General features: G+C 52.8%; 25 protein-coding genes. 18 read left to right on the forward strand and 7 right to left on the reverse strand.

Going from position 1 to position 26,755, the window contains the following annotated elements; genetic code table 11:
- Positions 1-67: 67 nt before the first annotated feature.
- The gene (locus ABJM21_RS16360) at positions 68-1,783 is read left to right on the forward strand and encodes a solute:sodium symporter family transporter (protein ID WP_348301983.1); all 1,716 of its coding nucleotides are present in this window, start codon (positions 68-70) and stop codon (positions 1,781-1,783) included.
- Here the strand turns inward: ABJM21_RS16360 and ABJM21_RS16365 are convergent.
- The 3 genes from ABJM21_RS16365 to ABJM21_RS16375 all read right to left on the reverse strand — a co-directional run bounded on the left by ABJM21_RS16365 (position 1,776) and on the right by ABJM21_RS16375 (position 5,079).
- Positions 1,776-2,711 (reverse strand): TauD/TfdA family dioxygenase, encoded by a 936-nt coding sequence (locus tag ABJM21_RS16365; protein WP_348301984.1) that lies wholly within the window; start codon positions 2,709-2,711, stop codon positions 1,776-1,778. The genes ABJM21_RS16360 and ABJM21_RS16365 overlap by 8 nt on opposite strands.
- A 56-nt stretch (positions 2,712-2,767) precedes the next feature.
- Positions 2,768-3,847, reverse strand: a complete 1,080-nt coding sequence (locus ABJM21_RS16370) for a Gfo/Idh/MocA family oxidoreductase (protein ID WP_348301985.1) — start codon at positions 3,845-3,847, stop codon at positions 2,768-2,770.
- A gap of 101 nt (positions 3,848-3,948) precedes the next feature.
- The gene (locus tag ABJM21_RS16375) at positions 3,949-5,079 is read right to left on the reverse strand and encodes a serine hydrolase domain-containing protein (protein WP_348301986.1); all 1,131 of its coding nucleotides are present in this window, start codon (positions 5,077-5,079) and stop codon (positions 3,949-3,951) included.
- 396 nt (positions 5,080-5,475) lie between these two features.
- Here ABJM21_RS16375 and ABJM21_RS16380 point away from each other — a divergent pair, with 396 nt between their 5' ends.
- The 7 genes from ABJM21_RS16380 to ABJM21_RS16410 all read left to right on the forward strand — a co-directional run bounded on the left by ABJM21_RS16380 (position 5,476) and on the right by ABJM21_RS16410 (position 11,214).
- Entirely contained in the window at positions 5,476-6,288 is an 813-nt protein-coding gene (locus ABJM21_RS16380) for a division plane positioning ATPase MipZ (RefSeq protein WP_348301987.1), read from the forward strand.
- A 3-nt stretch (positions 6,289-6,291) separates the two neighbouring features.
- Entirely contained in the window at positions 6,292-6,726 is a 435-nt protein-coding gene (locus ABJM21_RS16385) for a J domain-containing protein (RefSeq protein ID WP_348301988.1), read from the forward strand.
- Between the two features lie 111 nt (positions 6,727-6,837).
- Positions 6,838-8,247 (forward strand): phosphomannomutase/phosphoglucomutase, encoded by a 1,410-nt coding sequence (locus ABJM21_RS16390; protein ID WP_348301989.1) that lies wholly within the window; start codon positions 6,838-6,840, stop codon positions 8,245-8,247.
- 180 nt (positions 8,248-8,427) lie between these two features.
- Positions 8,428-9,351 carry an AraC family transcriptional regulator gene (locus tag ABJM21_RS16395; protein WP_348301990.1) on the forward strand — a complete coding sequence of 308 codons (924 nt, stop codon included), beginning with the start codon at positions 8,428-8,430 and terminating at the stop codon, positions 9,349-9,351.
- Between the two features lie 304 nt (positions 9,352-9,655).
- Positions 9,656-10,138 (forward strand): YHS domain-containing (seleno)protein, encoded by a 483-nt coding sequence (locus tag ABJM21_RS16400; protein WP_348301991.1) that lies wholly within the window; start codon positions 9,656-9,658, stop codon positions 10,136-10,138.
- Between the two features lie 59 nt (positions 10,139-10,197).
- The gene (locus tag ABJM21_RS16405) at positions 10,198-10,608 is read left to right on the forward strand and encodes an MAPEG family protein (RefSeq protein WP_348301992.1); all 411 of its coding nucleotides are present in this window, start codon (positions 10,198-10,200) and stop codon (positions 10,606-10,608) included.
- Positions 10,609-10,806: 198 nt separating this feature from the next.
- Entirely contained in the window at positions 10,807-11,214 is a 408-nt protein-coding gene (locus ABJM21_RS16410) for a DUF1801 domain-containing protein (protein WP_348301993.1), read from the forward strand.
- Here ABJM21_RS16410 and ABJM21_RS16415 read toward each other — a convergent pair.
- Entirely contained in the window at positions 11,177-12,298 is a 1,122-nt protein-coding gene (locus ABJM21_RS16415) for an AI-2E family transporter (protein WP_348301994.1), read from the reverse strand. The two genes, ABJM21_RS16410 and ABJM21_RS16415, sit on opposite strands and share 38 nt — an antisense overlap.
- Before the next feature lie 138 nt (positions 12,299-12,436).
- Between ABJM21_RS16415 and ABJM21_RS16420 the strand changes: the two genes are divergently transcribed.
- The 5 genes from ABJM21_RS16420 to ABJM21_RS16440 all read left to right on the forward strand — a co-directional run bounded on the left by ABJM21_RS16420 (position 12,437) and on the right by ABJM21_RS16440 (position 18,734).
- Positions 12,437-13,384, forward strand: a complete 948-nt coding sequence (locus ABJM21_RS16420; RefSeq protein ID WP_348301995.1) for an MBL fold metallo-hydrolase — start codon at positions 12,437-12,439, stop codon at positions 13,382-13,384.
- A 98-nt stretch (positions 13,385-13,482) separates the two neighbouring features.
- The gene (locus tag ABJM21_RS16425) at positions 13,483-14,154 is read left to right on the forward strand and encodes a crotonase/enoyl-CoA hydratase family protein (RefSeq protein ID WP_348301996.1); all 672 of its coding nucleotides are present in this window, start codon (positions 13,483-13,485) and stop codon (positions 14,152-14,154) included.
- Positions 14,155-14,212: 58 nt separating this feature from the next.
- Positions 14,213-16,648 carry a ligase-associated DNA damage response DEXH box helicase gene (locus ABJM21_RS16430; RefSeq protein WP_348301997.1) on the forward strand — a complete coding sequence of 812 codons (2,436 nt, stop codon included), beginning with the start codon at positions 14,213-14,215 and terminating at the stop codon, positions 16,646-16,648.
- 60 nt (positions 16,649-16,708) lie between these two features.
- Positions 16,709-17,692, forward strand: a complete 984-nt coding sequence (locus ABJM21_RS16435) for an aspartyl protease family protein (protein WP_348301998.1) — start codon at positions 16,709-16,711, stop codon at positions 17,690-17,692.
- Positions 17,693-17,759: 67 nt separating this feature from the next.
- Complete coding sequence (locus tag ABJM21_RS16440; protein WP_348301999.1) at positions 17,760-18,734, forward strand: retroviral-like aspartic protease family protein; 975 nt, start codon at positions 17,760-17,762, stop codon at positions 18,732-18,734.
- Here the strand turns inward: ABJM21_RS16440 and ABJM21_RS16445 are convergent.
- Together ABJM21_RS16445 and ABJM21_RS16450 are read right to left on the reverse strand one after the other, a co-directional pair.
- Entirely contained in the window at positions 18,724-19,377 is a 654-nt protein-coding gene (locus tag ABJM21_RS16445; protein WP_348302000.1) for a glutathione S-transferase, read from the reverse strand. The two genes, ABJM21_RS16440 and ABJM21_RS16445, sit on opposite strands and share 11 nt — an antisense overlap.
- Positions 19,374-20,333 carry a rhodanese-related sulfurtransferase gene (locus ABJM21_RS16450; RefSeq protein WP_348302001.1) on the reverse strand — a complete coding sequence of 320 codons (960 nt, stop codon included), beginning with the start codon at positions 20,331-20,333 and terminating at the stop codon, positions 19,374-19,376. Before ABJM21_RS16450 ends, ABJM21_RS16445 begins: the two co-directional genes overlap by 4 nt.
- 60 nt (positions 20,334-20,393) lie before the next feature.
- On the opposite strand from ABJM21_RS16450, the gene pdeM reads away from it, so the two are divergent.
- From pdeM to ABJM21_RS16475, 5 genes are read left to right on the forward strand one after another with little or no spacing between them, the layout of a single operon-like run.
- Entirely contained in the window at positions 20,394-21,134 is a 741-nt protein-coding gene (gene pdeM, locus ABJM21_RS16455) for a ligase-associated DNA damage response endonuclease PdeM (protein ID WP_348302002.1), read from the forward strand.
- 17 nt (positions 21,135-21,151) lie between these two features.
- Positions 21,152-22,294, forward strand: a complete 1,143-nt coding sequence (locus ABJM21_RS16460; RefSeq protein ID WP_348302003.1) for an 8-amino-7-oxononanoate synthase — start codon at positions 21,152-21,154, stop codon at positions 22,292-22,294.
- Positions 22,291-22,920 (forward strand): dethiobiotin synthase, encoded by a 630-nt coding sequence (gene bioD / locus ABJM21_RS16465; protein WP_348302004.1) that lies wholly within the window; start codon positions 22,291-22,293, stop codon positions 22,918-22,920. Before ABJM21_RS16460 ends, bioD begins: the two co-directional genes overlap by 4 nt.
- Complete coding sequence (locus tag ABJM21_RS16470) at positions 22,917-24,176, forward strand: adenosylmethionine--8-amino-7-oxononanoate transaminase (RefSeq protein ID WP_348302005.1); 1,260 nt, start codon at positions 22,917-22,919, stop codon at positions 24,174-24,176. Before bioD ends, ABJM21_RS16470 begins: the two co-directional genes overlap by 4 nt.
- Positions 24,177-24,203: 27 nt before the next feature.
- Positions 24,204-26,060: a sodium:proton antiporter gene (locus tag ABJM21_RS16475; protein WP_348302006.1), complete on the forward strand. Its 1,857-nt coding sequence runs from the start codon at positions 24,204-24,206 to the stop codon at positions 26,058-26,060.
- Here the strand turns inward: ABJM21_RS16475 and ABJM21_RS16480 are convergent.
- A complete protein-coding gene (locus tag ABJM21_RS16480; protein ID WP_348302007.1) occupies positions 26,057-26,728 on the reverse strand; it encodes a YggS family pyridoxal phosphate-dependent enzyme in 672 nt (223 codons plus the stop codon). The genes ABJM21_RS16475 and ABJM21_RS16480 overlap by 4 nt on opposite strands.
- Positions 26,729-26,755 lie beyond the last annotated feature (27 nt).

Raw genomic sequence — 26,755 nt, forward strand, 5'->3', positions numbered from 1 at the left:
GCATTTATCGTAAGCCTCTCAGAATGATACGCTATTATTTCAGAAATCAAGGCGCGGAGCTATCCCGTTGATAGACGACAACCTCTTTCTGACACTCGCCAGCTGCATATTTTTCATGGGCCTTGTCGCCTGGATTTCATGGCGCAAAACACGAGGCGGTGTTGATAGCAAGGACGGCTATTTTCTGGCTGGCCGCGGACTGAGCAGCGTTTTTATTGCCGGATCGTTGCTGCTAACCAATTTGTCCGCGGAACAGCTTATCGGCCTTAACGGTTCGGCCTATGGATATAATCTCAGCAGCATGGCGTGGGAGGTGACGGCTGCGGTCGCGACCATTGCGATGGCCCTTATTTTCCTGCCGCGTTATCTCGCGGGCGCGTTTACGACCCTACCTCAATTTCTAAACGATCGTTTTGATGCCGATGTCCGGCGGATGTCGGTAATATTGTTCATGCTCGGCTATGGCTTGGTAACCATTCCATCGGTGCTTTATTCTGGTTCGATAGCTGTAATGCAGCTCTTCAACATACCGGAATTGCTGAACCTTGGTTATTTTGAAGCGCTGGTGATAACCGTCGTTGCAATCGGAGTGATCGGTTCGATTTACGCCATATTTGGGGGTTTGAAGGCGGTTGCGGTTTCGGATACTATCAATGGCATTGGCCTTTTGATTATTGGAATATTGGTGCCTGTGCTCGGCCTGATGGCACTAGGCAGCGGAAATTTTGGCGAAGGCCTGACCAAATTGATCAGCGACCATCCGGACAAGCTTAATGCCATTGGCAAAGCGGATGATCCAACGCCCTTTGGCACGCTGTTTACAGGCATGTTATTTGCAAACCTGTTCTACTGGTGCACCAATCAATATGTGATTCAAAGAACCTTGGGCGCAGCATCACTGGCAGAGGGACAGAAGGGCGTGCTATTCTCCGGCTTCTTCAAAGTGCTTGTTCCCTTCATGATGATGATCCCCGGCGTCATTGCCTTTCATCTCTACGGTCCGGGGCTCGGTTCGATTGATCAAGCCTATCCGCGGCTCATCAAGGATGTGATGCCTGTCTATCTGGCTGGCTTCTTCTTGGCCGTCTTGCTTGGTGCAGTGTTCAGCTCTTTCAACTCGCTGCTCAACAGCGCGGCCACTCTATTCTGCCTGGACGTTTATGAGCCTTGGAAAAAGGGCAAAGCGAGCGATCAGGAACTGGTGCGGGTTGCGAAAATTGCCAGTATTGTAATTGCGCTATTCTCGTTCGTCGTTGCTCCGTTGCTCTATTTTGCCGAGCAAGGGCTATGGCAGATAATTCGGATCTTTACCGGCTTCTATAATATCCCCACGGTCGTGATCGTAATCGTCGGCCTGTTCACCAAACGCGTACCCGCGCTGGGCGCGAAGCTAGTCATTGTCTTTCACGTCATAGCATATGGATTGTTACGCTTTGTTTTTGATGAGGCAATCACGCTTCATTTCCTGCATCAATATGCCATCTTGTTCGTCGTCGAAGTCGCCATCATGCTTGCTTGCGGCTATGTTCGGCCTCGGGAAACCCCTTGGAAATTTACGCCCAACGCTCAAGTCGATCTCACACCATGGCGCTTTGCCAAGCCTTTGGCGGCGACATTATTTTCCTGTGTCGTTGGTCTTTATTTGCTATTCTCGCCTCTCGGCTTGGCTTCCGGCATCGGCATGAGCAGCCTCTTTTACACGCTGCTATTCTCGATATTCCTGGCCAATATCATCTATTGGGTTTGGTCCGCAAAGTCGCGGAACCGGATGGCGGCTACTTGATCAAAGAAGCGAGCACTTTGCGCGTGCCCTTAAACGGTCTGCGACCATGCATCACCAGGAAATTGTCGATCAACGCCACATCACCGGATTGCCACTGCAAATCAAAGCTGAGCGCGTCTGCGAGATCGATAGCCGCCTGCATCTGGTCTGCTGCAATGGCACTGCCATCGCCAAAACAGATTGATTTGATCGGCTTGTTGCGCTCGTCTGCCCAACCGCGATAGGCGGCGATAAGCTGGTTGAAAAAGGTTCGCCGTCCATCGGCAAGCGTCCGCACCGCGTCCAGTCGAGGAGATGTTACGCGCAGCGCCTCATCCTCCAGCCATTGCCATGTATAACCCAAATCTGTGAGACGAGCTTCTGCCGCATCCTTATCCTCAACACCCAATGTGCTGCGCCAGCTGCGGCCTTGGCCAGATTGCGCATCATCTTGCGCGGGCATGCTATGAGTATAGCGCACCCCTTTTTCCGCAAAGGCTTCGACCAGTGCAGGGTTTTCTGTCTCCATTTTCTCCAGCAAAATATCGGATCGGCAAACCGGTGTTGCACCACCTTCGTCCGCAGCAATATTGCAATAAAAGAATAGCTTGGAAGGATAGATTGGCGTTTGTGCCATTTCATGGTGCAGAAAAATACTGGTTTCAGGCGGCGCTTCATTGGCCGTGAATACTCGCGGGGTCAGGTTTATCCGGACAGCATTAGACAGCGAATCTGCATAGGGAAAATTCTCTTCCCCATAAGCCTCAACGGCTGAATCAAAATCATCAATTGTCGGGACTTGAAACCCCCGAAACAATATGGCCCCGGTCCTCGCAAGATCGATATCAAGCTCGGGCTTTGCGCTCGCCAAATATTCCGCGAGACTATCGGTCGCGCCCGCCTCAATGATCTTGGGAAACGCAATATCTTGCCATTGCTGTCGTTTCATTCTCACACCTTCAGTCATTTACCGGATCGAGTAGGCTCTTTGATTGTCGCTTGCACTCACCTTCCTTCGTTAGAAGAGCTGGCCGTCAATTCCATCGGCAATCCGGTTTCTATAGATTGATGAGCCGCCGCGCCAATCTCAACAGACCGAAACCCGTCCCAAGTTGAAATCTCAGCGTCCTCCCCATTGACCAATGCCGTATGAAATTTTGTCAGTTGGAAAAATGTCGCTCCATGATGATCGCCGGCTTGCAATGCATCGCTTGGCGTTTCAACGCGTTCAACAAACGGCCCGCTCTTGTCACGCGGTGACCAGGTCAGATTTGCGGATGGTATACCGACCTGCAATTTGCCCTGATCGCCCAGCGCATAAATTTCTTCCTGTTCCTCCGAACCCTCAGCAAACATGCAAAGATCAAGAACGGCGCGGGTCCCTTTGGCAAAATCCAATACTACATAGGCATTGTCGAGAATGTCAGGTTGCCTGCCATCATAACGTTCATCGAGATGGTTCACATCCTGCCCCCCTGTGGCATAAATTCGTACGGGTTCGTCGCGCAATATATGCCGCATCAAATCGAAGAAATGACAGCATTTCTCGACCAGCGTACCACCGGTATTTTCGCTGAACCGGTTCCAATCGCCAACTTTTTCAAGAAATGGAAAGCGATGCTCTCTGATCGACAGCATTTTTACCGGACCCGTCATCCCGCTATGCACGCTTTCGATAAATTTGGTTACTGGTGGCATGTAACGATATTCGAGACCAACCCATAAAAGATGCGAATGATTTTTCGCCGCATCATGCAAAGCCTGTGCATCTTCAACCGTTGTGCACATCGGCTTTTCAAGCAGGATGGCAATCGGGTGCTGCATGACGTCCTGCATGATTTCAAAATGCTTATGATTTGGTGCCGCTATGATCACCGCATCAAGCGCAGACTGCGCGATCATATCCATATAATCATTATAGGTTTCCGGACCGAAACCCTCGGCTGTTGCATGTGCCAGTGATTGCTCAAGCGAACGCGCATCAAGGTCAGCGAAGGCGACCAATTCTGCTCCATCCACCAAGGCAATATTGCTGATGTGCTCCCGCCCCATCATACCCGCGCCGATAATCCCATAACGTTTCATTTTATCAGCGATCTTTCAAAATTTGTTTCAGCGATGCGCAACCGTCTGATATGATTTCATGGAAAATTGCAATCTCCAAACACCGCTGCCGACTTGCCCGACTATGTTTGAAGCGAAGCATACATCGCAGCCGCTAGCCCAAAACCGCGAGGATCGCCCAGCAGCCCGCTTTCCATCTTGTTCATCACATAGGAAAAGCATAGCCGGGCATCCTGATCGACAATTACCGACGAGCCGCCATAGCCGCCCCAAAAGCAGGTGTTTTGGTTCGGGCTGATAGGTACGAGGTCACTATTCAATCCATAACCCATGCCAAAGACCAACGGTACGCCCAAAACAAGATCGAGACCTTCCGACTGCTTTTCGAAAATACGCTTGGTTCCTGCTTCCGACATGATCGTTTTGCCAAATGCTATGCCGCCATTTGCCATCGCTGTTTGCGCGCGCACTATGCTACGCGCATTGCCCTGGCCATTGGCAGCCGGTATTTCCGCCGCGCGCCATTTTCGTTTTCTGGGTTCCGTGGCATCCACAACCGGATTGGCGAAGGTTCGGCCAGCTATAGAATCTGGGGCAGGAACAGCCGGGTTTTCTGGTGGAATGAGATTCCCAATCCGTTCATCCAATTCTTCGCCTGCTCCGATATGAAAGTCTGCATTCACTGGTTCAGCGATTTCCTGACGAAAAAAATTGCCAATGGATTGGCCCGTTACCCTTCGAACGATTTCACCAATGAGATGCCCTTGCGTGAGCGCATGATAACCGGATTGGGTTCCGGGTTCCCACCATGGTTCCTGACGGGCAAGGGCGCTTGTCATCCACTCCCAATCGTACAGCGCATCGCCTTCAACGGCTTCATTCATGCCAGACAAACCTGCCATGTGGCTAAGAAAATGACGGACTTCGACAGCCTGTTTGCCGCCTTGTGAAAATTCGGGCCAATATTTTGCAGCCGGTGCATGGAGATCAACCTCACCCCTATCGGCAAGCAGCAACAACGACATCGCGGCCATTGTTTTTGTGCTGGACCAGACATTGACTAGCGTGTCTTCCTGCCAGGGCTTAGTCCGTTCTTCGTCCAGATGCCCGCCCCACAGATCAACAACAAAAGCACCGTTAAGCGTGATCGCAACCGAAGCGCCGACATCTCCATGTTCGCGGAAGTTAGCTTCGAAAGCAGCCTTGACTGCATCAAAGCGAGGATCGCAAGATCCGTTTATTTGGACCGTCATTGAAACTCCATCTCTGATTATTGATCTGAACAGGCAGGGGGTTGTTGAACATAAACGCGCAAATCATGCAACGCACAGATTTTGGGCTGCCGAGAACAGCCTTCCGAACATCGAAGCAGATCGACGGAAGCTTGTGGCCATACTGGTCCAAGATTTACTCTTCTAAATGAAAGCGTTCGTAAGTTTCTGTCACAGGCACTTTTATTCAAACCTCGATTGGGTTAGCACTCCCTTCGGGACGGCAGTTTTTTAAAATGTGGTCCCGGACTGAAAGCCGGTTACTCTTGCAACGATAAGTGTCTGAAAAAGAGCATATCTATTGCGGGAGCAATTAACGGGAATTGCGGAAGCCGCGGCCAAAGCCAAGGCTTCCGTCAAATAGGGGTGCAAAAGCAAATGGCCGATAGCAAAACGCATCATATCGTATTTGCCAATGAAAAAGGCGGAACCGGCAAGTCTACTACCGCCGTTCACGTTGCTGTGGCGCTTGCCTATCAGGGGCACAAGGTTGCAGTGATCGATCTCGATCCGCGCCAGCGAACGCTTTATCGCTATCTCGAAAATCGCGCTGCCACGATGAACCGGCTCAATATTGATATTCCGCAACCCTATTTCGAGGTGTTTGAACAAGACAATCTCGCTCGCCTGGAGCAATTGATCGAGCGGATGGGGCACGGCGTGGATTATCTGCTTTACGATACGCCCGGCCGCGATGATAAATTTGCCCGCTTTGTCGCCACCCGTGCCAATACGCTGGTGACGCCAATTAATGACAGTTTTGTCGATTTCGACCTGATTGGACAAGTGGATCCTGAAACTTTCAAGGTACGCAAACTCAGCTTTTATGCCGAATTGATCTGGGAAGCCCGCAAAGCCCGCGCCAAGGCCGATGGTACGACCATTGACTGGGTAGTGCTGCGCAACCGCACCCAGCATGTTGAAGCCCATAATATGCAGCGGGTGATCTCGGCTCTTACCGAATTATCCCAACGCGTCGGCTTTCGTGTGATCCCGGGGCTGAGCGAACGGGTCATTTACCGCGAGCTTTTCCCCGCAGGACTGACCATGCTGGACAAGCAACATCTCGGGCGCCTCGCCACCAGCCATATTGCTGCACGTCAGGAATTGCGGGAATTGATTAAGCATCTTGCGCTACCGCAACCAGAAGGCGAACGACCGAGCTTTGGCAAACCCCAACTGGTCGCCTGACCCATGACTTTCATGCTGGTCCTCAGCGCTGCTGTTATTGCTGCGTTATTCCTGTCTGGCCGCGCCAAAACCATGAACGCCAATGACTGGATGGCCGTTGCTATCGCGTTGCTCGGCGTGAACTTGCTACGCGGTGGAAACTGGATAATGGGAGGCGGACTTGTGGTCGCAGCGGTTGCGTGGAGCGGTTCAAAGCTTCTGGGTGCAGTTAAATTGAAGAAGCTGGAAGAGCGAAAGCCCCGCAATTTCGAACTGGACCGGGCGCGGTCTCTTCTGGACGTCACTAATAGAGCCGATCGGGAAGCTATCAATGCTGCATGGCGCGCACGCCTGAGCGAGCATCACCCTGACCGTGGCGGAGACGAGCAGGTTGCACGTCAGATTAATCGGGCCCGGGATATTTTACTGGAAGAACTGGAGGCCACCAATCACCGCTAAGCTGCCCGACCGGTGCGACACTAGCACTAGCTTTTGCGCTACAGCCTTTATATTATTGCACTATCATCGCATCTGGGCGCCAAATTAACATCCCCAAAGGAAAAATATTTCATGACCGCACGCACATCCCATCAGTTCGATCCGTCTAGCCTGAGGGAATATGATATTCGCGGTATCATCGGAGAAACGCTGGGCAATGATGATGCCTATGCCATTGGCCGCGGCTTCGGCACGCTGATCGCGCGGGCAGGGGGAGCGGCTGTCGCAACCGGCTATGATGGCCGGACCAGCTCACCGATGCTCGAAGACGCGCTGATCGAAGGGCTGAACGATGCCGGGATCAATGCCGTTTCAATCGGCATGGGCCCGACACCGATGCTCTATTATGCGGAATGCGTGCTAGAACAGGTGCAGGGCGGCATTGAGATAACCGGCAGCCATAATCCCGCCAATTATAATGGCTTCAAAATGGTATTTCAGGGACGGCCGTTTTTTGGGGCGGATATTCAAAAGCTCGGCGCTATGGCGGCGAGCGGCGATTGGGATACGCCAGCCGATGACGCCATCGGAAGCATCGAACGAATTGATATAATTGATGAATATGTCGCTCGATTGACCCAGAATTTTACCGGAAGCGAGATGAAAATCGGTTGGGACGCTGGCAATGGCGCAGCGGGTCCGGTCATCGAAAAACTCACCGCCATGCTGCCAGGTGAGCATCATCTTCTCTATACAGATGTCGATGGTAATTTTCCTAATCATCATCCTGATCCTACCGAGGAAAAGAACCTTGCTGACTTGAAAGCGCTTGTCGCTGAGAAGAAGCTCGATTTCGGTGTGGCTTTTGATGGTGATGGCGACCGGATCGGCGCTATTGATGGCGAAGGCCGCGTGATCTGGGGCGATCAGCTTTTGCAAATCTATGCTGAAGACGTTCTGAAATCTGAGCCTGGAGCGACGATAATCGCGGATGTGAAGGCATCACAGGCGCTCTATGACCGGATCGCGGCGCTCGGCGGCAAGCCGCTTATGTGGAAAACCGGCCATAGTTTGATTAAATCCAAAATGAAGGAAGTTTCCTCGCCTCTCGCTGGTGAAATGAGCGGCCATGTGTTTTTCAAGCATGATTATTACGGTTTTGATGATGCGCCTTACGCCGCCGTCCGGTTGATTCAGGCCGCGACCAATATCGGCAAAAGCATAACGCAGCTGCGTAGCGATATGGTCGAAATGATCAACACACCGGAAATGCGCTTTCAGGTCGATGAAAGCCGCAAATTCACGGTGATTGAGGAAATATTGGAACGGCTCGCCGCCAGCGGTGCCGATGTCAACAACACCGATGGCGCGCGCGTGAATACAGACGACGGCTGGTGGCTGCTTCGGGCGTCCAACACACAGGATGTGCTGGTAGCGCGGGCAGAGGCGAAGTCGGAAGACGGGCTGGAACGACTAATGGCGCAAATTGATGAACAACTGGCGCTATCCGGCTTGGAGCGCGGAGAAACGGTCGGACACTAGCTGTTTTGATGTCCGCAATATCCCGAAAGCGGACATAGAGATCAATCCAGCTTGATGGCAGTCCGCCTTGTTAAGGCCGTTGACAAAGAGCTATGATCTGGACGATCTGCATCATAGTCGGGGGAAATCAGCAGATCATTGCCTATTGTGAGACAGTTAGTATGATCGTATCATTTGGTTATGGATATACTCAATGACATATTGGACACGCTTGACCTAAAGGGCGCACTGTATTTTCGTACTGATTTTTCGGGATCGTGGTCGGTCACTGTACCTGTGCTGGAGCACGCCGCGCGCTTTCATCTGGTTGTTCAAGGTCAATGCCATGTAAAACTTCCGAGCGAAGAAGCTGTTATACTTGGTCCCGGCGATTTGGTCCTGATACCAAAGGGACAAACCCATATATTGTCGGACAGTCCAGTCGAAGACGCGCCGTCGCTGGAACATGTGTTGGAAGCAGTTCAATATGATGGTGATGGCGTGTTGGTTGTGGGGGAAGGCAATGATACCGCTTCGACGCAACTTATCTGCGGCCATTTCACATTCCGGAAAAATGCAGATCATCCGATTTTAAGATCGCTGCCCGATTATCTGCTAACCACAGCATCGATGCGTGCTAAAAACCCATGGCTCGACGAAATATTGCGATTGATAAATCGTCAGATGTTCTCGGACAATGTTGGATCAGATGCTTCGGTACGCCGATTGTCGGAAATCATGTTCATTGAATTGCTGCGCGCAGGGATTGAAGAACAGGATGAGATTGGCGCTTTGCTAGAAGGTTTTCAGGATCCACAAATTGGACAGGCTTTGGAACTGATGCATCGGGAACCGACCGGATCATGGACAGTGGAATCTCTCGCACGGCAAGTGGGTATGTCACGAAGCCGCTTTGCCGAACGGTTTGGTGATCTGGTTGGACAAGGCCCCATGTCTTATCTGTCGGATTGGCGGCTGCAAAAGGCGCTCTCTATATTGGACCATAGCAACTGCTCTGTACAGCAAGTGGCCGTACAAACCGGCTATCAATCACCGGCAGCATTCACCCGCGCCTTCGCCGGAAAATTTGGTGTTGCACCAACAATATATCGTCAAATGCTATAACATTTTTGCATATCGTCCCAGTGGATTGATGATTAGTCGCTAACTAGTCCACAGATATTGCTTCATCGTCCCTTTCCAGAGAAAGACGCTCCAACGACATTGAAGGAGCGAATCATCAAACGGACCATGTGATAAACATTATCGGAGATTTTCAGCACCTCCTGCTGGGCATATCTTCCTTCCCACACCGTCACACAATTTCGTCTGAGGCAAATTCCTTGTCGTTAACTCGCGTGACCATTTTGGTTGCAAAATAACCGGGGCAAATTTCCCCGAAACATGATTAAATGAAAAGGAAATATCTATGTTAAAAAAAGTAACTCTCGCCACCGCAATCGCATTGGCAACCTTCGTCGCAGCGCCTGCAATGGCAGCTGACGAATATAATGTATCATCCGGCCTAACCGCAGCAGCAGCTCCTCTTGCTCTGCACGGTGTAGACACAGTCGCATTCATCAACACCGGTAACAGGATCGAAGGGTCAGCAAAATTTGCAGCTGTCCATGACGGCGTTGCATATTATTTCGCTAGCCAGACTAACCTCGATGCATTTCAGGCAAACCCAGCTCGATATCTGCCTCAAAATGGCGGCTTCTGTACCTTTGGTGTTTCGGTCGGCAAAAAGTTTGACGGCGATCCACGCTGGGCAGATGTTCGTGATGGCAAACTCTATGTTTTCCTGAGTGAAGACATTTTCAAAGCTTACCAGAAAGATCCAGAAGGCGCGATCGCTAAGGCCGAGACCAACTGGAAAACCATCCGTCACACGGCGGCAACCGACCTTTAACAATTGCGACGGGGTGAGCGGGCAATCTGCTCGCCCCGCCTGGCAATAGGAGTATCATCATGGAAATTGCATTTACCTATCTTGCCCTAAGCGGCATCCTCACCGTCCTTTTGTGGACACCTTATATCGTTGGCCGCTTATTCGTTTGGGGCTTACCCACATTCTTGTCCGGCTATCCCGAGAACTTCCCAAAGGAAGAACCGGAAACACCATTGTGGATGGACCGCGCAAAACGGGCGCATTTGAACATGGTTGAGACTATGCCAGCATTTGTAGCAGTCGTCGCTGCGGCAGGCTTACTCGGTGATGCCTCTATTGCTGAATCTGTTGGCACTTGGGCAAAAATATTCTTCTTTGCCCGTATCGCCCACGCCGTAGTTTACACGCTTGGCATTCCCGGCCTGAGAACGCCAGTTTACCTAATCTCATGGGCATCCATTTTAATGATTGGCGCTCAAATCGTTCTATAACTAGTCTTCATCCTAAACCTTACGAGACCTGCAAAGCCAATCTAAAGCGTTGCAGGTCTCGTCAATTATAGTTCATTGTAACTTGGTGTCCGCTTTTGCGCCCAAAGCGGACACTTCCTCTGGATTGGCAAAGAAACCACTATGCGGTAACGTTAGATTGCTGTGAATATTGCACAGTGGATCAGGCAGGATGACACCATGAACGCCGACATACCTTCACAAATACAACTCGTTTTCGATTCTTATGCCAAAGCCGCCCAAGACCGGTTGATACAGCTGAGGTCTCTCGTTTTCGAAGTCGCGGCGCATGATGACAGGATTGGCCCATTGGAAGAAACTTTGAAATGGGGGCAGCCTTCCTATCTCCCGTCGGCCACCAAATCCGGCACGACCATCCGCATTGACGCCAATGCGAAAACTTCTGAAAACTGCGCTATATATGTTCATTGCGGCACCGATTTGGTGGGCCGCTGGCGAGAGCTTTATGATGAATCATTGCATTTCGAAGGCAACCGCGCGGTCATTTTTGATGCCGATAAACCTCTTCCCGTAGAACCGGTAAAACATATTATGGCGATGGCTTTGACTTATCATCTGCGATCCTGAAGCTCGCCATGCGCGCTCTCTCGGTTTTGTTCATTTCGGCGAAAATACCCCAAACCGCGATAAACAAGGCCGCCAATAGCGGGCCGATCACAATACCATTGAAACCAAAAAGCTGAAGGCCGCCCAAGGTCGAGATGAGCACAACATAGTCTGGCATTCGCGTGTCCCGCCCGACCAATATCGGGCGAACAATATTATCTACCAAACTGATTACAAATATGCCTGCGAGAATGAGAACTACGCCTTGCCATATTGACCCCGTGACCAATAAATAAATCGCAACTGGTACCCAGACAAAGCCCGTACCAATGGCCGGGATTAGCGACAATATCGCCATCGACACCGCCCAGAGCAAAGCCCCGCGAATATCCAGAGCCCAGAAGATCAGGCCGCCAATGGTTCCCTGCAGCAAAGCGACAACAAAGCTGCCTTTGATCGTCGCGATAATCACAACGAAAAACTTGTCGATCAATATAGCGCTTTTGCTTTCAGAAAGCGGGACGATATTTTCAATTTGCGCTGCCAACGTGCGGCCGTCACGGAGCAGGAAGAATGTCAGATAGAGCATGACACCAAGGGCGAGCAGAAATCGAAACGCTCCCTGACCAAAGCTAAGCGCTTGCGCGATCAAAAATTCAAGGCTGCTGCCAATCGCCTCTTCAATCTGCGGCCGCACGGTTGCCAAATCACCATAGCCTAGGGCAGCTATCTCATCTTGCATCCACGTTGGCAGACTTTTTTGAAAGGCAATGAAGGCGCCCCCAAAATCAATTTCCCCAGCCTGTATGCTTTCATAGGCGCTGGTTGCCTCGCGCACCAAGGCCATGCCCAGCAAGATGGCGGGCACGATCACGAGTAAAATGACCAGGATCAGCGTCAAAAAGGCCGCAAGGTTTACGCGGGGAAAAAGCCAGCCGGATATTTTTTGATAAACCGGCTGAAATAATACGGCGACCACAACGCCCCAGACTATCGCACCAAAAAACGGCTCAATCAGCATCGCAAAGGCCAGTGAGATGATCGCGAGCAGCGCGAGCACGAACAATCGTTCTATTCCAAATTGAGGGCGCTCTGATTCATCCATATGATTTCCGCTGCTGTGCTAAATCAATTTGAGTTTTTGCACAACAAGGCCCTAAACCAAACCCCATTTCGGTCCTCTATCCAAATCGTTCGAAAGCTGCCAAAACAGCGAAAAGAAAGTAGCAAAGCGAGAGGCAGCATGGACGATATCCCCTTCCAAAAAGGTCTGTATGAAACCGGCAATGGCATCTTTGCCTATTTACAGCCTGATGGGGGCTGGGGATGGTCCAATGCCGGGCTCATAACCGACGGCGGACAATCCTTGCTGGTGGATACCTTGTTCGATGCCAGCCTGACTCGCGATATGCTCGCCACCATGGCCGATGCCGCAGGCGTTGGGGCCGATGATATCGGCACCATCGTTAACACCCATGCCAATGGCGATCATACGCATGGCAATGGTTGCTGCCAGCATGCAGAGGTCATTGCCTCAGATGCCAGCGCCAAAGAGATGGATGAATTGCCTGCTCCCGCTCTAGCCGCCATCATGGCGCAGACCAAAGATATGGGGCCGGCGGGACAGTATCTTGTGGATATTTTCGGTAGTTTTGACTTTACCGATGTAGCGGAAAAACACCCGACCAAGACATTTAGCGGCGAATATAGTGTGAAGGTCGGTGACAAACAGGTTGACCTGATTGAAGTTGGTCCCGCGCATACCGCAGGTGACGTGTTGGTCCATGTGCCCGATGACAAAACTGTTTTCACCGGCGACATCCTGTTTATCGAGGGCACACCGATCATGTGGGCGGGGCCAGTGTTGAACTGGATTGCCGCCTGTGATCATATCATTGACCTGAAACCTGGCACCATCGTTCCCGGTCATGGTCCGATCACCGATGAAGCTGGCGTTCGGCGGGTGCAGGATTATCTACACTATATTGATGGCGAAGCGCGCAAACGTTATAATGCGGGCCTCTCAGTGCGTGATGCTGCGCATGATATTAAGCTGGGTGATTTCTCCAGCTGGGGCGATAGCGAACGGATCGCAGTCAATGTGTCGACCCTTTACCGGGAATATGCGGGCGACACCACACCACCGGATGTGACACAATTATTTGGATTGATGGCCGAATTGAGACGCTAGAAACTTCTCCATCCCTGCCACAAATAGCAATTGCTTTCCTGACGGATTTAATCGATTGATTAAATTTGAATATGGAAGTCAGGATAATGGAGTCCAAAATGAGCATTACAGTGAAAATAGACGAAGACATTGCCTATCTGACAATGGATGATGGCAAGGCCAATGCGATCAATCCGGATTGGATGACCGACTTCATCGCGAAGTTCGCAGAAGCGGAAAACGGCGCGAAAGCAATTATCTTGTCGGGTCGCGAAGGTGTTTTTAGCGGCGGTTTTGATCTCAAATGGCTGGCGGCCGAAGGCGCGGCACGCTCCGGGGAACTGCTAGATCAAGCCAGCAACATGCTACTCAAAGTCTATAGTAGCCAGGTTCCTGTTGTTGCTGCCTGTAACGGACATGCCATTGCCATGGGTGCGTTTCTGCTGTTGGCCTGCGACACCCGCATCGGCGCAAATGGCGCGTTTCGCTATGGCGCGAATGAGACAATCAATAATATGAATTTGCCGGTCTTTGCTATCGAACTGCCGAAAGCACGTCTGGATAGTCGCAAACTTACGCAAGCGCTCATCCAGTCACAGCTTTACGAACCAGCCGAAGCTTTGGACGTCGGATATATCGACATGTTGGTTGATCCTGAACTGGTGTCCAAAACCGCACAAGAGCAAGCAGATCTGCTCAGCAAACTCCCCGGGCGTGCCTATGGGGCGAACAAAGTGGCTGTGCGCAAACATACGCTCGATCTTATCGAAGCCGCGATAGGAACATATTAGATATTTCAGCCGTCCGAAAATGATTCGATAATCCGGCCGCCTTGCTTATGGTAGCGCAATGAGCGGCGACCCACTTCCCAAACCTCTCTCCAGCTGGTTCGCCTCTCGTGGCTGGCGTGTGCGGCGACATCAGATGGAGATGCTGCAGGCAGCTGAGGCAGGGCGCCATGCCTTACTTACCGCGCCCACCGGAGCAGGCAAGACACTGGCGGGTTTTTTACCCACGCTGGTGGATCTTATACAACAGCCCGATTTCGACGGGCTGCATACGCTCTATATTTCTCCGCTCAAAGCTTTGGCGGTCGATGTACAGCGCAACCTGCTGACGCCGATTGATGAAATGGGCCTGCCGATCAAAGTTGAAACCCGAAGTGGCGATACGCCTGCCAATCGCAAGGCACGCCAGCGGGTCAAACCGCCGCAGATATTGCTGACTACGCCGGAATCGCTCAATCTGCTCTTGAGCCAAGAAGATAGTTTCACCCTGTTCGCCAATCTGAAACATGTGATTATTGATGAGGTGCATGCCTTTGCATCCGGCAAGCGCGGGGATTTGCTGTCTCTGTCGCTCGCGCGGTTGCAGCGGATTGCACCGGACATGAAGCGTGCAGCCTTGTCGGCAACGGTCGCTGACCCCGATGACTTTCGCGCTTGGCTGGCCCCCTATGGCGATATCGATACCGTCACCCATGTGCTCGGAGAAGAAGGCGCGCCAGCGGATATCGCGATCATGATTCCCGAAACACCGGAAGGCGACAAGATCCGGGTGCCCTGGGCTGGCCATGCCGGTGTCTATGCCATTCCGCAGGTGATGGAGCAGATCAAAGCCAACCGGATGACGCTGGTTTTTACCAACACGCGCTTTCTGGCCGAGTTTATCTTCCAGAAATTGTGGGAGATTAATGAGGAAACCCTGCCCATCGGGGTGCATCACGGCAGCCTGTCGAAAGAGGCGCGGCGCAAGGTTGAAAATGCCATGGCATCGGGCAAGATGCGCGCTCTGGTCTGTACCGCCTCGCTTGATTTGGGCGTCGACTGGGGCGATATTGATTGCGTGATCCAGATGGGCGCGCCCAAGGGTAGCTCGCGATTGCTCCAACGCATTGGCCGCGCCAATCACAGGCTCGATGTGTCATCCAAGGCGTTGCTAGTACCCGGCAACCGGTTCGAGTATCTCGAAGCGCAAGCGGCGCTGGATGCCGTCAATGAAGGCAAGCGGGATGGTGAGCCCTTTCGCCCCGGCGGACTGGATGTGCTCGCGCAGCATGTCATGACCTGTGCCTGCGCCGCACCGTTTCAGGAAGATGATCTGCTCGATGAGCTGCAATCTTCCTTACCCTTTAGTGCGCTCGATAAAGAGACTTTTGACCGCGTCCTCGGTTTTACGCGCGACGGCGGTTATGCGCTTAAAGCCTATGACAAGTTCAAGCGGTTGCGGCGCGATGCCAAGGGGGTTTGGCATCTGGTCCACCCACGTTTCGCCACCCAGCACCGCCTGAACGCCGGGATCATTGTCGATGCAGCCATGATGACGGTGCGATTTAAAAATGGCCGCAATCTTGGTAAGGTCGAAGAAAGCTTTGCCGCCATGCTAAGCCCCAGCGATACGTTTTTCTTTGCCGGCATGAGCCTTGAGTTGGTCAAGCTCGACACATCGGACGTGATCGTCCGCGCGACCAAGAAGGCAGCAATGATCCCCAGCTATATGGGTCTGCGCCTGCCGCTGACTACCCATTTGTCCGACCGGGTACGCGGCTTTTTGACGGACCGGGCAGGGTGGGCGCGCTTCCCCGATGATGTGCGCGAATGGCTTGAGATGCAGGACCACCGCTCGCGTTTGCCGGAGCAAGGCGAACTGCTGGTCGAGACCTTCCCGCACAAGGGCCTGCACTATATGACGGTCTATAGCTTTGAAGGTTGGAACGCGCATCAGTCTCTCGGGATGCTGCTGACCCGGCGCATGGAAACACGCGGGCTGAAACCTATCGGCTTTGTGGCCAATGATTATGCGCTGGCCTGCTGGAGCGTTGAACCGATTGCTGACCCCGCACCGCTATTTAGTGCTGACATTTTGGAAGATGAATTTTTCGACTGGATCGAAGGATCCTATCTCCTCAAACGCGCTTTTCGCGAAGTCGCGGTAATCAGCGGGCTGGTTGATCGTCAACATCCCGGCAAACGCAAGACTGGCAAGCAGGTGACATTCTCCACCGACTTGATTTTCGACGTGTTGCGCAAATATGAGCCCGATCATTTGCTGATGCAGGCGGCCTGGGCCGATGCGCGGGCACGGATGACCGATGTTGCGCGATTGGGTGATCTGCTCGACCGCGCCGCCGGTTCCATGGTACACGTCGATCTTGACCGGGTAAGCCCGCTGGCCGTGCCGGTACTGGTCATGATTGGCCGCGAGCATGTGGCACAAGGGGCCACAGATGATGCACTGCTGATCGAAGCCGAAAGCTTAATCGAAGAAGCCATGCGCGGCGACTAGCGGCACTGATTACCTCCAAGATATTTGTCGCCAGCCGAAAATTGGAGTAACTATACAGGCATGAGTATGTTTTCCCCGATAAGTGCGGTTTTGCCGCTGTTATTTTCAGCGCAAGTTGCTGAACCGGCGGCCCCTTTGCCGGAAACAGCAGCAGCCATACCGGAAATTGTCGAGCCTGAAGCGATATTGGCCGACCGGCTGCCCGATCAGTTTATCAAGCCGGATGCCGAACAAATTACGATTGATGAAGACCGGATGGCACGCATGACGGTGCCGGTCAGTATCGAAGGCAGTGGTCCGTTCAAGTTCATCATCGATACAGCGGCACAGCGCACCATTTTGTCCAAGGAAATAGCAGGTCGTCTGACCCTGGAACTAGAAGATGAGGTCAATATCATCGCCTTGGCAGGCAATACGATTGTACAAACCGTTTATGTCCCTGAACTGACCTTGGGCAGTCGCAGCTACGGGGGCATTGTCGCGCCAACTTTCCGATCAACCAATATTGGTGCCGACGGCGTATTGGGGCTCGATAGCCTGCAAGGGCAGCGCATACTCTTTGATTTTATCACCAGCGCTATTTCCGTCGAAGACACCGCCAAGAAACGCAAAGCACGCTCTCGCCGCGAAATTGTGGTCACTGCCCGGCGGCGGTCCGGCCAGTTGATTTTTACCAATGCCGAAATTTCCGGGATCAAAGTTAGTGTCATCATCGATACTGGCGGAGAGCTGTCAATTGGCAATAAGGCCTTGCAGCGGCGGCTGCGAATGAAACGCTCTGCGCTACAACAGATTAATCTTGTCGACGTGACCGGCCGTTCCATAGCCGCCGACTATGGTGTTGCCAGTGAGCTGCATATCGGACGCGCCCGTTTCGGGGTCATCCCGATCGCTTTTGCCGATATCGCGCCCTTTGCCGCACTGAATCTGGACAAAAAACCGGCCATGTTTTTAGGCATGGATGCGCTGCGAAAATTTGACCGCATGGCGATCGATTTCGCCAATCGCAAAATCTATTTTCTGCTGCCTAAAGACGCCTCTTAGGCGGACTTTGGCAATATACTGCTTTGGTGGTACAGTGTGTTAGAAAAAAATATGTCCGGAGAGTATAGTGCCGATCTTTTCTACTAATTTGATCCCCGGAATTATCGCATCGGCGCTGGCTTTTGCTTATCCGGTGCCAATGGGTCAGTCTGTACAGCCGGGGTCGCTGACAAAAGCAGACAGCGAAATTGTCGCGATAGACGAAGACCGCGCGCAGCGGATGACAGTCCCTGTAAGCATAGAAGGCCGCGGCCCTTTTTCCTTTGTCATCGATACCGGTGCTGAACGGACTGTGCTGTCTCGCAAAATAGCCACCAGGCTTGCGCTGGATGCGGAAGAACCAGCCGAATTGCTGAGTATCGCTGGCAGAAGCACGGTTGACATGGTGTACGTGCCTGAGTTGACTCTGGGCCGGAAAAGCTATGACAGCCTGATTGCACCGGTTTTGTTGGCTCGGCATATTGGCGCAGATGGTATTTTGGGCCTCGACGGGTTGCAAGATCAGCGCATATTATTTGATTTCATCAACAATCAGATCGCGATCGAAGATGCTGCTGAACCACGGGCCATGGCGTCGCGCCGCGAGATTGTCGTCACCGCCCGGCGCAAATCCGGCCAGCTTATCTTTACCGAAGCCACGATTTCCGGCCTGAAAGTCAATGTGATTGTCGACACCGGGGCTCAGGTTTCCATCGCCAATCTCGTCTTGAAAAAGCGCTTGATTAAACGCGCCAAAGAGCTGGGCGAAGAAAACAGCCTTATTGCCGTCACCGGTCAAACATTGGGCGTGGAGTTTGGCACGGCACGCGATTTTCGCATTGGCCGCGCACAATTTGAAAGCCTGCCAGTGGCCTTTGCAGACGCCCCGCCTTTTGAACGGTTAGGAATGGCCAAGAAACCAGCGCTGTTATTGGGTATGGATGTCCTGCGGAAATTTGACCAGGTCGCTATCGATTTCAAAAAACGGAAAATCCATTTCCTGCTGCCGAAGGATACAAGGCGTCAATATGAACAGCCAAAAAGCACGCGTATCAGGTCGTAGCGTCCTGAGTTCCAAATAGCGGTTCCGGGTCGCCGGTTTTCCATTGCGGGTATTTTTTCATTGTCGTGACGAAAAGATCCGATTGCAAATGTCCCGCCAGCCATTTTTGCAACGCGGGCAGCGATTGCGCATCAAACCAGTCGCGATCATTATTCGCAAATTGCCGGACAAAGGGAAAAATTGCGAAATCCGCCAACCGGGGCTGGTTTCCCAGCAACTGCCCCTTGGCGGCCAACGATTTTTCCAGCTTTTCCAGAAAGGCTAACCCGGCAGAACGATGAGCCATCGGGTCGACATCATCATAACGCGTGGGATATTTATAACGGTCGAGATTGTCCTTAAAATCGCTGTCGGCTTCTGTGATCAGATCCGCGCCAGCCTGCGCATCGTTCAGCCAGGCTGCCGGATCATTCCGGTCCAACGCCCAATGCATGATCGCAAGGCTTTCATCGATGACGGTCCCATCATCCTGCACGAGCACCGGCACTGTCGCTTTGGGTGAGGCCGCAATCATTTCCTCCGGCTTGTCGCGCAACACGACCTCTCGCAAGCGCACCGGTGTCTCGCTGATCAGCAGCGCCATGCGCCCGCGCATTGCGTAGGGGCAACGCCGAAAACTATAGAGAATCGGCGTATCGCTCATGCTGTTCCCAAATGCTGGCGGCCTTCTTGCGCTGCCTTTTCCACTTGCCGCTGCCGTTCGCGATAGCGTTCGCGCTGCTCATCAGTACGACTGTCATAGCAATGGGGGCAGGCCTCTCCCGGAACATATTTTTCCGATGCGCGCTCTTCGGCGTTTAGCGGCATCCGGCATGCATGGCATTGATCATAATCGCTTTCTTTCAGCCCATGGCCCACCGCCACGCGCTGGTCGAACAGGAAGCAATCCCCGTTCCAGCTACTATTTTCTTCCGGCACGTTTTCGAGATATTTGAGGATACCGCCTTTCAGATGATGGACATCATCAAAGCCCTGCGCCTTCACATAGGCGGTTGCCTTTTCGCAGCGTATCCCGCCAGTACAGAACATCGCAATCTTGGGTTGTTTGCCCGATTTCGCCTGCAATTGCTTGGAGAAATCATCGAACCAGGTCGGAAAATCGCGAAACGTCTCCGTATCTGGATTAATCGCGCCTTCAAAACTGCCAATCGCCACTTCATAAGCGTTGCGGGTATCGATCACGATGGTGTCGGGTTCCGAAATCATGGCGTTCCAGTCCAGTGGATCGACATAGTCACCTTTGGCCCGCGCGGCATCAATGCCGTCCACACCCATGGTCACGATTTCCTTTTTCAACCGCACTTTCATCCGCAGAAATGGCATATCATCGGCCGCAGAATATTTGACTTCCAGTCCGGAAAATTGCGGCAGGCCTCGCAGGAAAGCTATAGTCGAGTCAATGCCGTCAGCTTCACCTGCAATGGTGCCGTTAATCCCCTCGGGCGCGAGCAGGATCGTGCCTTTCAAGCCATTGGTTTCACAGGCAGCCAGTATCTCCGGCTTCAGCGCCGCTGGATCATCAACCACGGCAAAGTGATAGAGCGCCGCCACTTTGTAAGAAATATTTGATTCCGTCATGGCGCGCATATAGTCGCGCATGACCTTAAATTCCAACCCTTCCCGCTTGCATGGCCGATAAGATCATCGCATAGCAGAGCAATGGTTCCCCTTTCGTTCGCCAATCACCTATTTGATGTTGTCGCTCCGGCGGCGCTCTATTGGCCAGCGCGAAAGGCCTTGCTGGTGGCCGATCTGCATTTGGAAAAAGCCAGCTTTTATGCACGACAGGGACAGATGCTGCCGCCTTATGATAGCCGTGCAACATTGGATGAACTGGCCAGGCTAATAACCGAATCTGAGGCAGAGACAGTCTTTTGCCTCGGCGACAATTATCATGATGATGAAGGTGAAGCGCGATTGGAAGGCGAAGCGGCCAATCTTCTGGAAGAACTGACGAAAAATACCCACTGGGTTTGGATTAGCGGCAATCATGACCGCGATGTCAGCGGCCTATGGGGCGGCGAGGTGATGGCTGAATGGACTGGCGATGGTCTCGCGCTGCGTCATGAAGCGACGGCAGATACTACTTTTCCTGAAATTTCAGGCCATTTTCATCCCAAATTACGGGTCCCGGTGCGCGGACGGCATGTATCGCGCCGCTGTTTCGTCAAAGGCGAGAAACATTTGATCATGCCCGCTTTTGGTGCATTGACGGGAGGGCTGGGAGCCAATCATAGTGCGATTGAACAGGCTGTTGCCGGTCCGGCGGAGGCGGTCATCGCGCTTAAAGAAAAGCTGGTGTGCTTTGATCTCGGATTCGCACCTACGCCGTCTCAACCGCAGCAGAAAACCATGCAAAAAACGCAACTCACATTACCACTGGCCATAGCCAATAGCTGACTGCTAACAGCGCCGCGATGTCGCGATTCGAACCGTTTCAAAAGCACCTGAGCGCCCTTCATCGAGCGGGTCGCAAACGCGCCCTGATCAATCCTGCTGGCAGGGACTTTTCGTCCAATGATTATCTTGGCTTAGCACGCAGTTCCTATCTGAAAGAGATAGCTCATGCAGCACTCGATAGCGGGATACCGCATGGTTCTGGCGGATCACGATTATTGGGTGGCAATCATCCTGAGCATGAAGCATTGGAGCATTTTGCGGCAGAGCAATATGGTGCCGAGTCCGCTTTATTTTTCAGCACCGGCTATGCAGCCAATCTCGCTCTACTCTCAACATTACCGCAAACAGATGATCTGGTATTCTATGATGAACTGATCCACGCGAGCAGCCACGATGGCATGAAGCTGGGCCGCGCCAAGACACAGAACTTTCGGCATAATGATCTGTCAGACCTGACAGACAAAATAACGGTCTATCGTCAATCTGGAGGAATCGGGGCCATCTGGATTGCCGTGGAAAGCCTCTACAGCATGGATGGGGACCGGGCACCACTAATCGAACTGGCCGGAATTGCTGACGCTCATGACGCGGTGCTGATCATTGATGAAGCCCATGCAGTCGGAGTATTTGGCAGAGGCGGTGTTGGCCTATCCTGCGCGCTAAAGAATCAGGACAATGTCATCGTCTTGCGCACTTGCGGCAAAGCTATGGGGGTCGAAGGCGGATTGATCACCATGCCCCTGGTGCTGCGAGACTTCTTCATCAACCGCGCCCGGGCCTTTATCTTCTCAACCGCACCTAGCCCGCTCACCGCGCATCTGGTGCACAAAGCGATTGAATATATTACCAAAAATCCCTCACTGCAGACGCAGTTGCACGATCATATTGCGGTCGCTGAAAGCCGGCTCGGCGCGCTTTGTCCGGCGTCACGAGAAGGAAGTCAGATTTTCCCTGTTATCATAGGTGACGATAATGCCACCGTTCAGATAGCGGCCTCTTTACAGCAAAAGGGCTTTGATGTTCGCGCGATCCGTCCCCCTACAGTTCCCGCTGGAACCGCGCGGCTGCGCCTGTCCCTCACGTTAAACGTCTCGCAAGATGATATTGCGTCGCTAGCCGATGCCTTAACCGAAGCGCAGAAAATGGAGCATGCGGCTTGAACCAGAATATCGTGATTACCGGCACCGACACCGATATTGGAAAAACCGTTTTCGCCGCCGCGCTGACCGCTGCACTCGATGCTCATTATTGGAAACCTGTGCAGGCGGGCCTGGATGACGAAACAGATAGCGAGGCTGTCGCAAGGTTGAGCGGCATTGCTACCCATAGGATCCTGTCAGAAAAATATCGTCTCAAAACACCAGCCTCTCCGCATTTTGCAGCGGCTAAGGACGGCGTCGCGATATCCGCCGGTGATTTGAACATCCCGCAAGTTGATGGGCCTTTGGTGATTGAAGGCGCAGGCGGAGCGCTGGTGCCGATCAATGACACGCTGCTCTATGCTGATCTGTTTGCGCAGTGGAAATGCCCTGTCATCGTCGTCGCCTCTACAAAACTAGGTACGATTAATCACAGTTTACTGACTATCGAAGCTCTGCGCAGTCGAGGCGTTCCGATATTTGGCGTCGCCTTCATCGGCGATGAAATTGCCGATAGTCAGGACACCATATGCCGTATCGGCGGTGTGGAACAGTTGGGCCGCTTGCCGATCATCGAAAATCTATCGGCCCAGGCGCTTTCGACCGCTTTTCATGCACATTTTGACTTAGCGAACTTCGATCAATGACCACAAAAATCTGGCATCCATTTACGCAGCATGGTCTTGGACAACCGATTCCCGAGGTTGTCAGGGCAGAGGGAGCGTTACTTCACACGGAAGACGGCCGCGCGATTATCGATGCGATTTCCAGCTGGTGGGTCCAGACGCATGGCCATTGTCATCCCAAAATTGTCGCCGCGATACAGGAACAAAGCGCCAAGCTCGACCAGATTATTTTCGCAGGATGGACGCACGAGCCAGCCCAGCAACTGGCAAAAGGCCTATCCAACTTCCTGCCCGAAACGCTCGATCATATTTTCTTTTCCGATAGCGGATCGACCGCCGTCGAGGTTGCCCTGAAAATGGCGCTCGGCTTCTGGCATAATCAGGGTCAGCAGCGGCATCGCATATTGGTGATGGATCACAGCTATCATGGCGATACTATCGGCGCGATGTCGATTGGTGCACGCGGCGTGTTCAATGATGCCTATGCGCCGCTGCTCTTTGATGTGGGCTCGATTCCCTTTCCCGAATCCGGTGCCGAGCAAGCCACGCTCGATGCGCTGGTCGCTTTTTGCACTGACCAAGACAATCCGCCGGCTGCGCTGATTGTGGAGCCGCTGATCCTCGGGGCAGGAGGAATGAAGGTCTATTCGCCAAAAATCCTCGCCGAGATGCATCGCATCTGTCAGCAACATGATGTCCTGTTCATCGCTGATGAAGTGATGACGGGTTGGGGCCGCACCGGAACTGTCTTTGCTTGTGAGCAAGCAGGCGTCACACCCGATATCATGTGTATGGCAAAAGGCCTTACGGGTGGCGTGATTCCGCTTGCAGTCACGGCCGCTACTGCGCCGATTTATGATGCGCATTTTTCCGAAGACCGCGCCAAAATGTTCTTTCATTCAAGCAGCTTCACCGCCAATCCGATTGCCTGCGCCGCCGCCAATGCCAATTTGGAGATTTGGCGGGACGAACCGGTGCAACAACAGATTGACCATATCGCAGAGCGCCATCTGGAATTTGCGCAGCAGCTCGATGGACATCAGAACATCTCCGCCATTCGCCAATGCGGTACGATATTGGCATTTGAAATTGACGATGCGAGCGGTAACTACATGTCTGCGCTTGGGCCAGCTTTGCTGGGCTTTTTCGCTGACCGTAACGTTCTTCTGCGTCCGCTCGGCAATAGCGTCTATATCATGCCGCCCTATTGTATCACCGACGAGCAACTCTCCACAGTTTACCGCGTTATCGAAGAGGCCATCGATCATTTTGCATAATACTCAAAAAAACGGCATAGATTACAAATGATTATTGTTGATTCGCTGATGGTGAAAATTGCGTTGATTGGCCTTTTGGGTATTGGCGCACAATGGGTTGCCTGGCGCACTGGTCGCCCGGCCATCGCCCTTATGCTGATTGTCGGCATTATCGCTGGCCCGATATTGGGAATTATCGACCCTGAGCGCGACTTTGGTGCGCTACAAGAACCGATCATAAAACTGGCTGTTGCGGTCATCTTGTTTGAAGGCGGATTGAGCCTCAACTTTCGCGAACTGCGCCAAGCTGGTGGTGCTGTAACCATGATGGTACTGATCGCTGGTCCCATAGCCTGGGTGCTGGGCACGGCGGCCGCGCATTATGGCGCAGGCCTCTCCTGGGAAATTTCGGCTTTGCTCGGCGGTATCATGATCGTTACCGGCCCGACTGTGATTGGCCCGATGCTGCGGACTTTGCGCGTACCATCGCGCGTGCGCAACGTGCTCAAATGGGAAGGTATCGTCAACGACCCCATCGGTGCGCTGCTCGCGGTCGGGATTTATGCTTATATTACATATGAAGGCCCGAATGCGAACATCGCGTCGATCAGCATGGATGTGCTGGCCGCGAGCTTCCTCGCTGGTCTGATCGGTGCGGCATTGGGCTTTGCGATTACCTGGCTATTCCCACGCGGCCATGTTCCGGAATATTTGAAAGCGCCGTTTTTGCTGATCACGGTCATTGGCGGCTTCGTGCTTGCCGACCTTATCATGCATGAAACTGGCTTGATCACGGTGACAGTCATGGGCGTCGTGCTCGCCAACCGTCATATTTATTCCAGTCAGGCGCTCCACCGGTTCAAAGAAGACCTTGCGGTGCTGCTGATTTCCGGCGTGTTCATCATTCTGTCTGCTACGCTTGATTGGGAAACCGTCCAGCAGTTCCGGCCGCAATTTGTGATCTTCCTGATCCTGTTGCTATTCGTGGTGCGCCCAATTTCGGTTCTGGTCGCGCTTTTGTTCAGCTCTCTGCCATGGCGGGAGCGGCTGTTTATCGCGTGGATTGCTCCGCGCGGTATTGTTGCGGTCGCCATTACCGGCCTGTTTGCTATCCGGCTGGTCGATTATGGTTTCCCCGGCGCCGAAGCGCTGGTCCCGCTCAGCTTTGCAGTGGTTATTGCGACGATATTTGCCCATGGTTTCTCGGCTGGCTGGGTCGCAGAAAAACTCGGCATCAATGAAGGGAAGGGCGAAGGCATTTTGATTGTCGGCGCAACCCGCTGGTCCATCGGCCTTGGCAAAATCCTGAAATCCCTCGATATTGATGTCTTGATGGCGGATACCAGCTCCTTTGCCCTGCGCCGCGCCCGCCATGAGAATTTGGCGGTTCACCAAGGCGATATTTTGGACGAAGCGCATAGCGACCATATCGAACTAGGCAAATTTCAGCATATGATCGTGGCGACCGACAATGATAGCCATAATCAGCTGATCACTGCTGACCTTGGCCCTGAAATGGGCTTTGATCAGATCAGCCGCCTGTCCAATGACGGTCGCGACAAAAGCAAGAGCAAGATCGGCCACGGTCGGATATTGTTTGAAACAGGCGCTGACTTTAACAGCTTGCATGACCGCGAACGCGAAGGATGGCGGTTCAGCAAAACGAATATCACCGAAATATTCACCGCCGACGAATATCGCAAAAATCTGGAGGCCGATGAAGAACCTTTGGCTGTGATAAAAGATGATCGCCGGATATTATTCTTCGCAACCGATGCAAGGCCAGTCATAGAGGATGGCGATGTCGTGATCAGCTTTGTTGCCCCAGATACACCAGAGGAACGCAAGGCAGATCGCGCAGCCAAAGAAGCCGAAAAAAACGGTCAGTCCAAAGCTGAGAGCTAGGCCCGTTCTCCAAAAAGAGCGGTGCCGACGCGGATATATGTCGCTCCCAGCTTGATCGCGCTTTCAAAGTCACCCGACATACCCATGCTGAGGCCTGGCAAATCACTATCTTTTGCCAGTTTCGCTAACAACGCAAAATAAGGGGCAGGGTTCACAGCGGAAGGCGGCACGCACATCAGACCTGCTACTTCTAAACCGGCGGATCGCGCGGACGCGATAAGACTGGGAACATCCGCAATCGCGCAGCCCCCTTTTTGTGACTCCTCACCGATATTGACCTGAACATAACAGGGGATATGCCGGTCGAGCTTGTCCATCGCTTTTGCAAGCGCCTTGATCAAGGATGGTCGATCGAGCGAATGAACAGCGTCAAAAAGTGCGACCGCATCTTCCGCCTTGTTCGATTGCAACTGGCCGACCAAGTGCAATTCCACATCGTCATATTCGTCACGTAGAGCAGGCCATTTAGCAGCAGCCTCTTGCACGCGGTTCTCGCCGAAAAGCCGGTGCCCCGTATCCAGCAGGGGTCTTATCTCATCGGCAGACCGGGTTTTGGATATGGCAATCAGGCGCGCATCCTCGGCTTTGCGCTGCGCCTGCTTCGCCGCTTTGGCTATTTGCTTCTGAATGGCATTCAGGCGCTCATTCGATTCCGTCATTTGCGTCATAAAATTCTCAATTGGCTATTGGCCGCC

This window comes from Parasphingorhabdus sp. (genome assembly GCF_039977335.1).
Lineage (GTDB): Bacteria > Pseudomonadota > Alphaproteobacteria > Sphingomonadales > Sphingomonadaceae > Parasphingorhabdus.

Excerpts from the sequence above, each read along its gene's own strand:
- ABJM21_RS16365 (WP_348301984.1), bottom strand. The coding sequence starts at position 2,711 with ATGAAACGACAGCAATGGCAAGATATTGCGTTTCCCAAGATCATTGAG.
- ABJM21_RS16370 (WP_348301985.1), bottom strand. The coding sequence starts at position 3,847 with ATGAAACGTTATGGGATTATCGGCGCGGGTATGATGGGGCGGGAGCAC.
- ABJM21_RS16375 (WP_348301986.1), bottom strand. The coding sequence starts at position 5,079 with ATGACGGTCCAAATAAACGGATCTTGCGATCCTCGCTTTGATGCAGTC.
- ABJM21_RS16380 (WP_348301987.1), top strand. The coding sequence starts at position 5,476 with ATGGCCGATAGCAAAACGCATCATATCGTATTTGCCAATGAAAAAGGC.
- ABJM21_RS16385 (WP_348301988.1), top strand. The coding sequence starts at position 6,292 with ATGACTTTCATGCTGGTCCTCAGCGCTGCTGTTATTGCTGCGTTATTC.
- ABJM21_RS16390 (WP_348301989.1), top strand. The coding sequence starts at position 6,838 with ATGACCGCACGCACATCCCATCAGTTCGATCCGTCTAGCCTGAGGGAA.
- ABJM21_RS16395 (WP_348301990.1), top strand. The coding sequence starts at position 8,428 with ATGGATATACTCAATGACATATTGGACACGCTTGACCTAAAGGGCGCA.
- ABJM21_RS16400 (WP_348301991.1), top strand. The coding sequence starts at position 9,656 with ATGTTAAAAAAAGTAACTCTCGCCACCGCAATCGCATTGGCAACCTTC.
- ABJM21_RS16405 (WP_348301992.1), top strand. The coding sequence starts at position 10,198 with ATGGAAATTGCATTTACCTATCTTGCCCTAAGCGGCATCCTCACCGTC.
- ABJM21_RS16410 (WP_348301993.1), top strand. The coding sequence starts at position 10,807 with ATGAACGCCGACATACCTTCACAAATACAACTCGTTTTCGATTCTTAT.
- ABJM21_RS16415 (WP_348301994.1), bottom strand. The coding sequence starts at position 12,298 with ATGGATGAATCAGAGCGCCCTCAATTTGGAATAGAACGATTGTTCGTG.
- ABJM21_RS16420 (WP_348301995.1), top strand. The coding sequence starts at position 12,437 with ATGGACGATATCCCCTTCCAAAAAGGTCTGTATGAAACCGGCAATGGC.
- ABJM21_RS16425 (WP_348301996.1), top strand. The coding sequence starts at position 13,483 with ATGAGCATTACAGTGAAAATAGACGAAGACATTGCCTATCTGACAATG.
- ABJM21_RS16430 (WP_348301997.1), top strand. The coding sequence starts at position 14,213 with ATGAGCGGCGACCCACTTCCCAAACCTCTCTCCAGCTGGTTCGCCTCT.
- ABJM21_RS16435 (WP_348301998.1), top strand. The coding sequence starts at position 16,709 with ATGAGTATGTTTTCCCCGATAAGTGCGGTTTTGCCGCTGTTATTTTCA.
- ABJM21_RS16445 (WP_348302000.1), bottom strand. The coding sequence starts at position 19,377 with ATGAGCGATACGCCGATTCTCTATAGTTTTCGGCGTTGCCCCTACGCA.
- ABJM21_RS16450 (WP_348302001.1), bottom strand. The coding sequence starts at position 20,333 with ATGCGCGACTATATGCGCGCCATGACGGAATCAAATATTTCTTACAAA.
- pdeM (WP_348302002.1), top strand. The coding sequence starts at position 20,394 with ATGGTTCCCCTTTCGTTCGCCAATCACCTATTTGATGTTGTCGCTCCG.
- ABJM21_RS16460 (WP_348302003.1), top strand. The coding sequence starts at position 21,152 with ATGTCGCGATTCGAACCGTTTCAAAAGCACCTGAGCGCCCTTCATCGA.
- ABJM21_RS16470 (WP_348302005.1), top strand. The coding sequence starts at position 22,917 with ATGACCACAAAAATCTGGCATCCATTTACGCAGCATGGTCTTGGACAA.
- ABJM21_RS16475 (WP_348302006.1), top strand. The coding sequence starts at position 24,204 with ATGATTATTGTTGATTCGCTGATGGTGAAAATTGCGTTGATTGGCCTT.
- ABJM21_RS16480 (WP_348302007.1), bottom strand. The coding sequence starts at position 26,728 with ATGACGCAAATGACGGAATCGAATGAGCGCCTGAATGCCATTCAGAAG.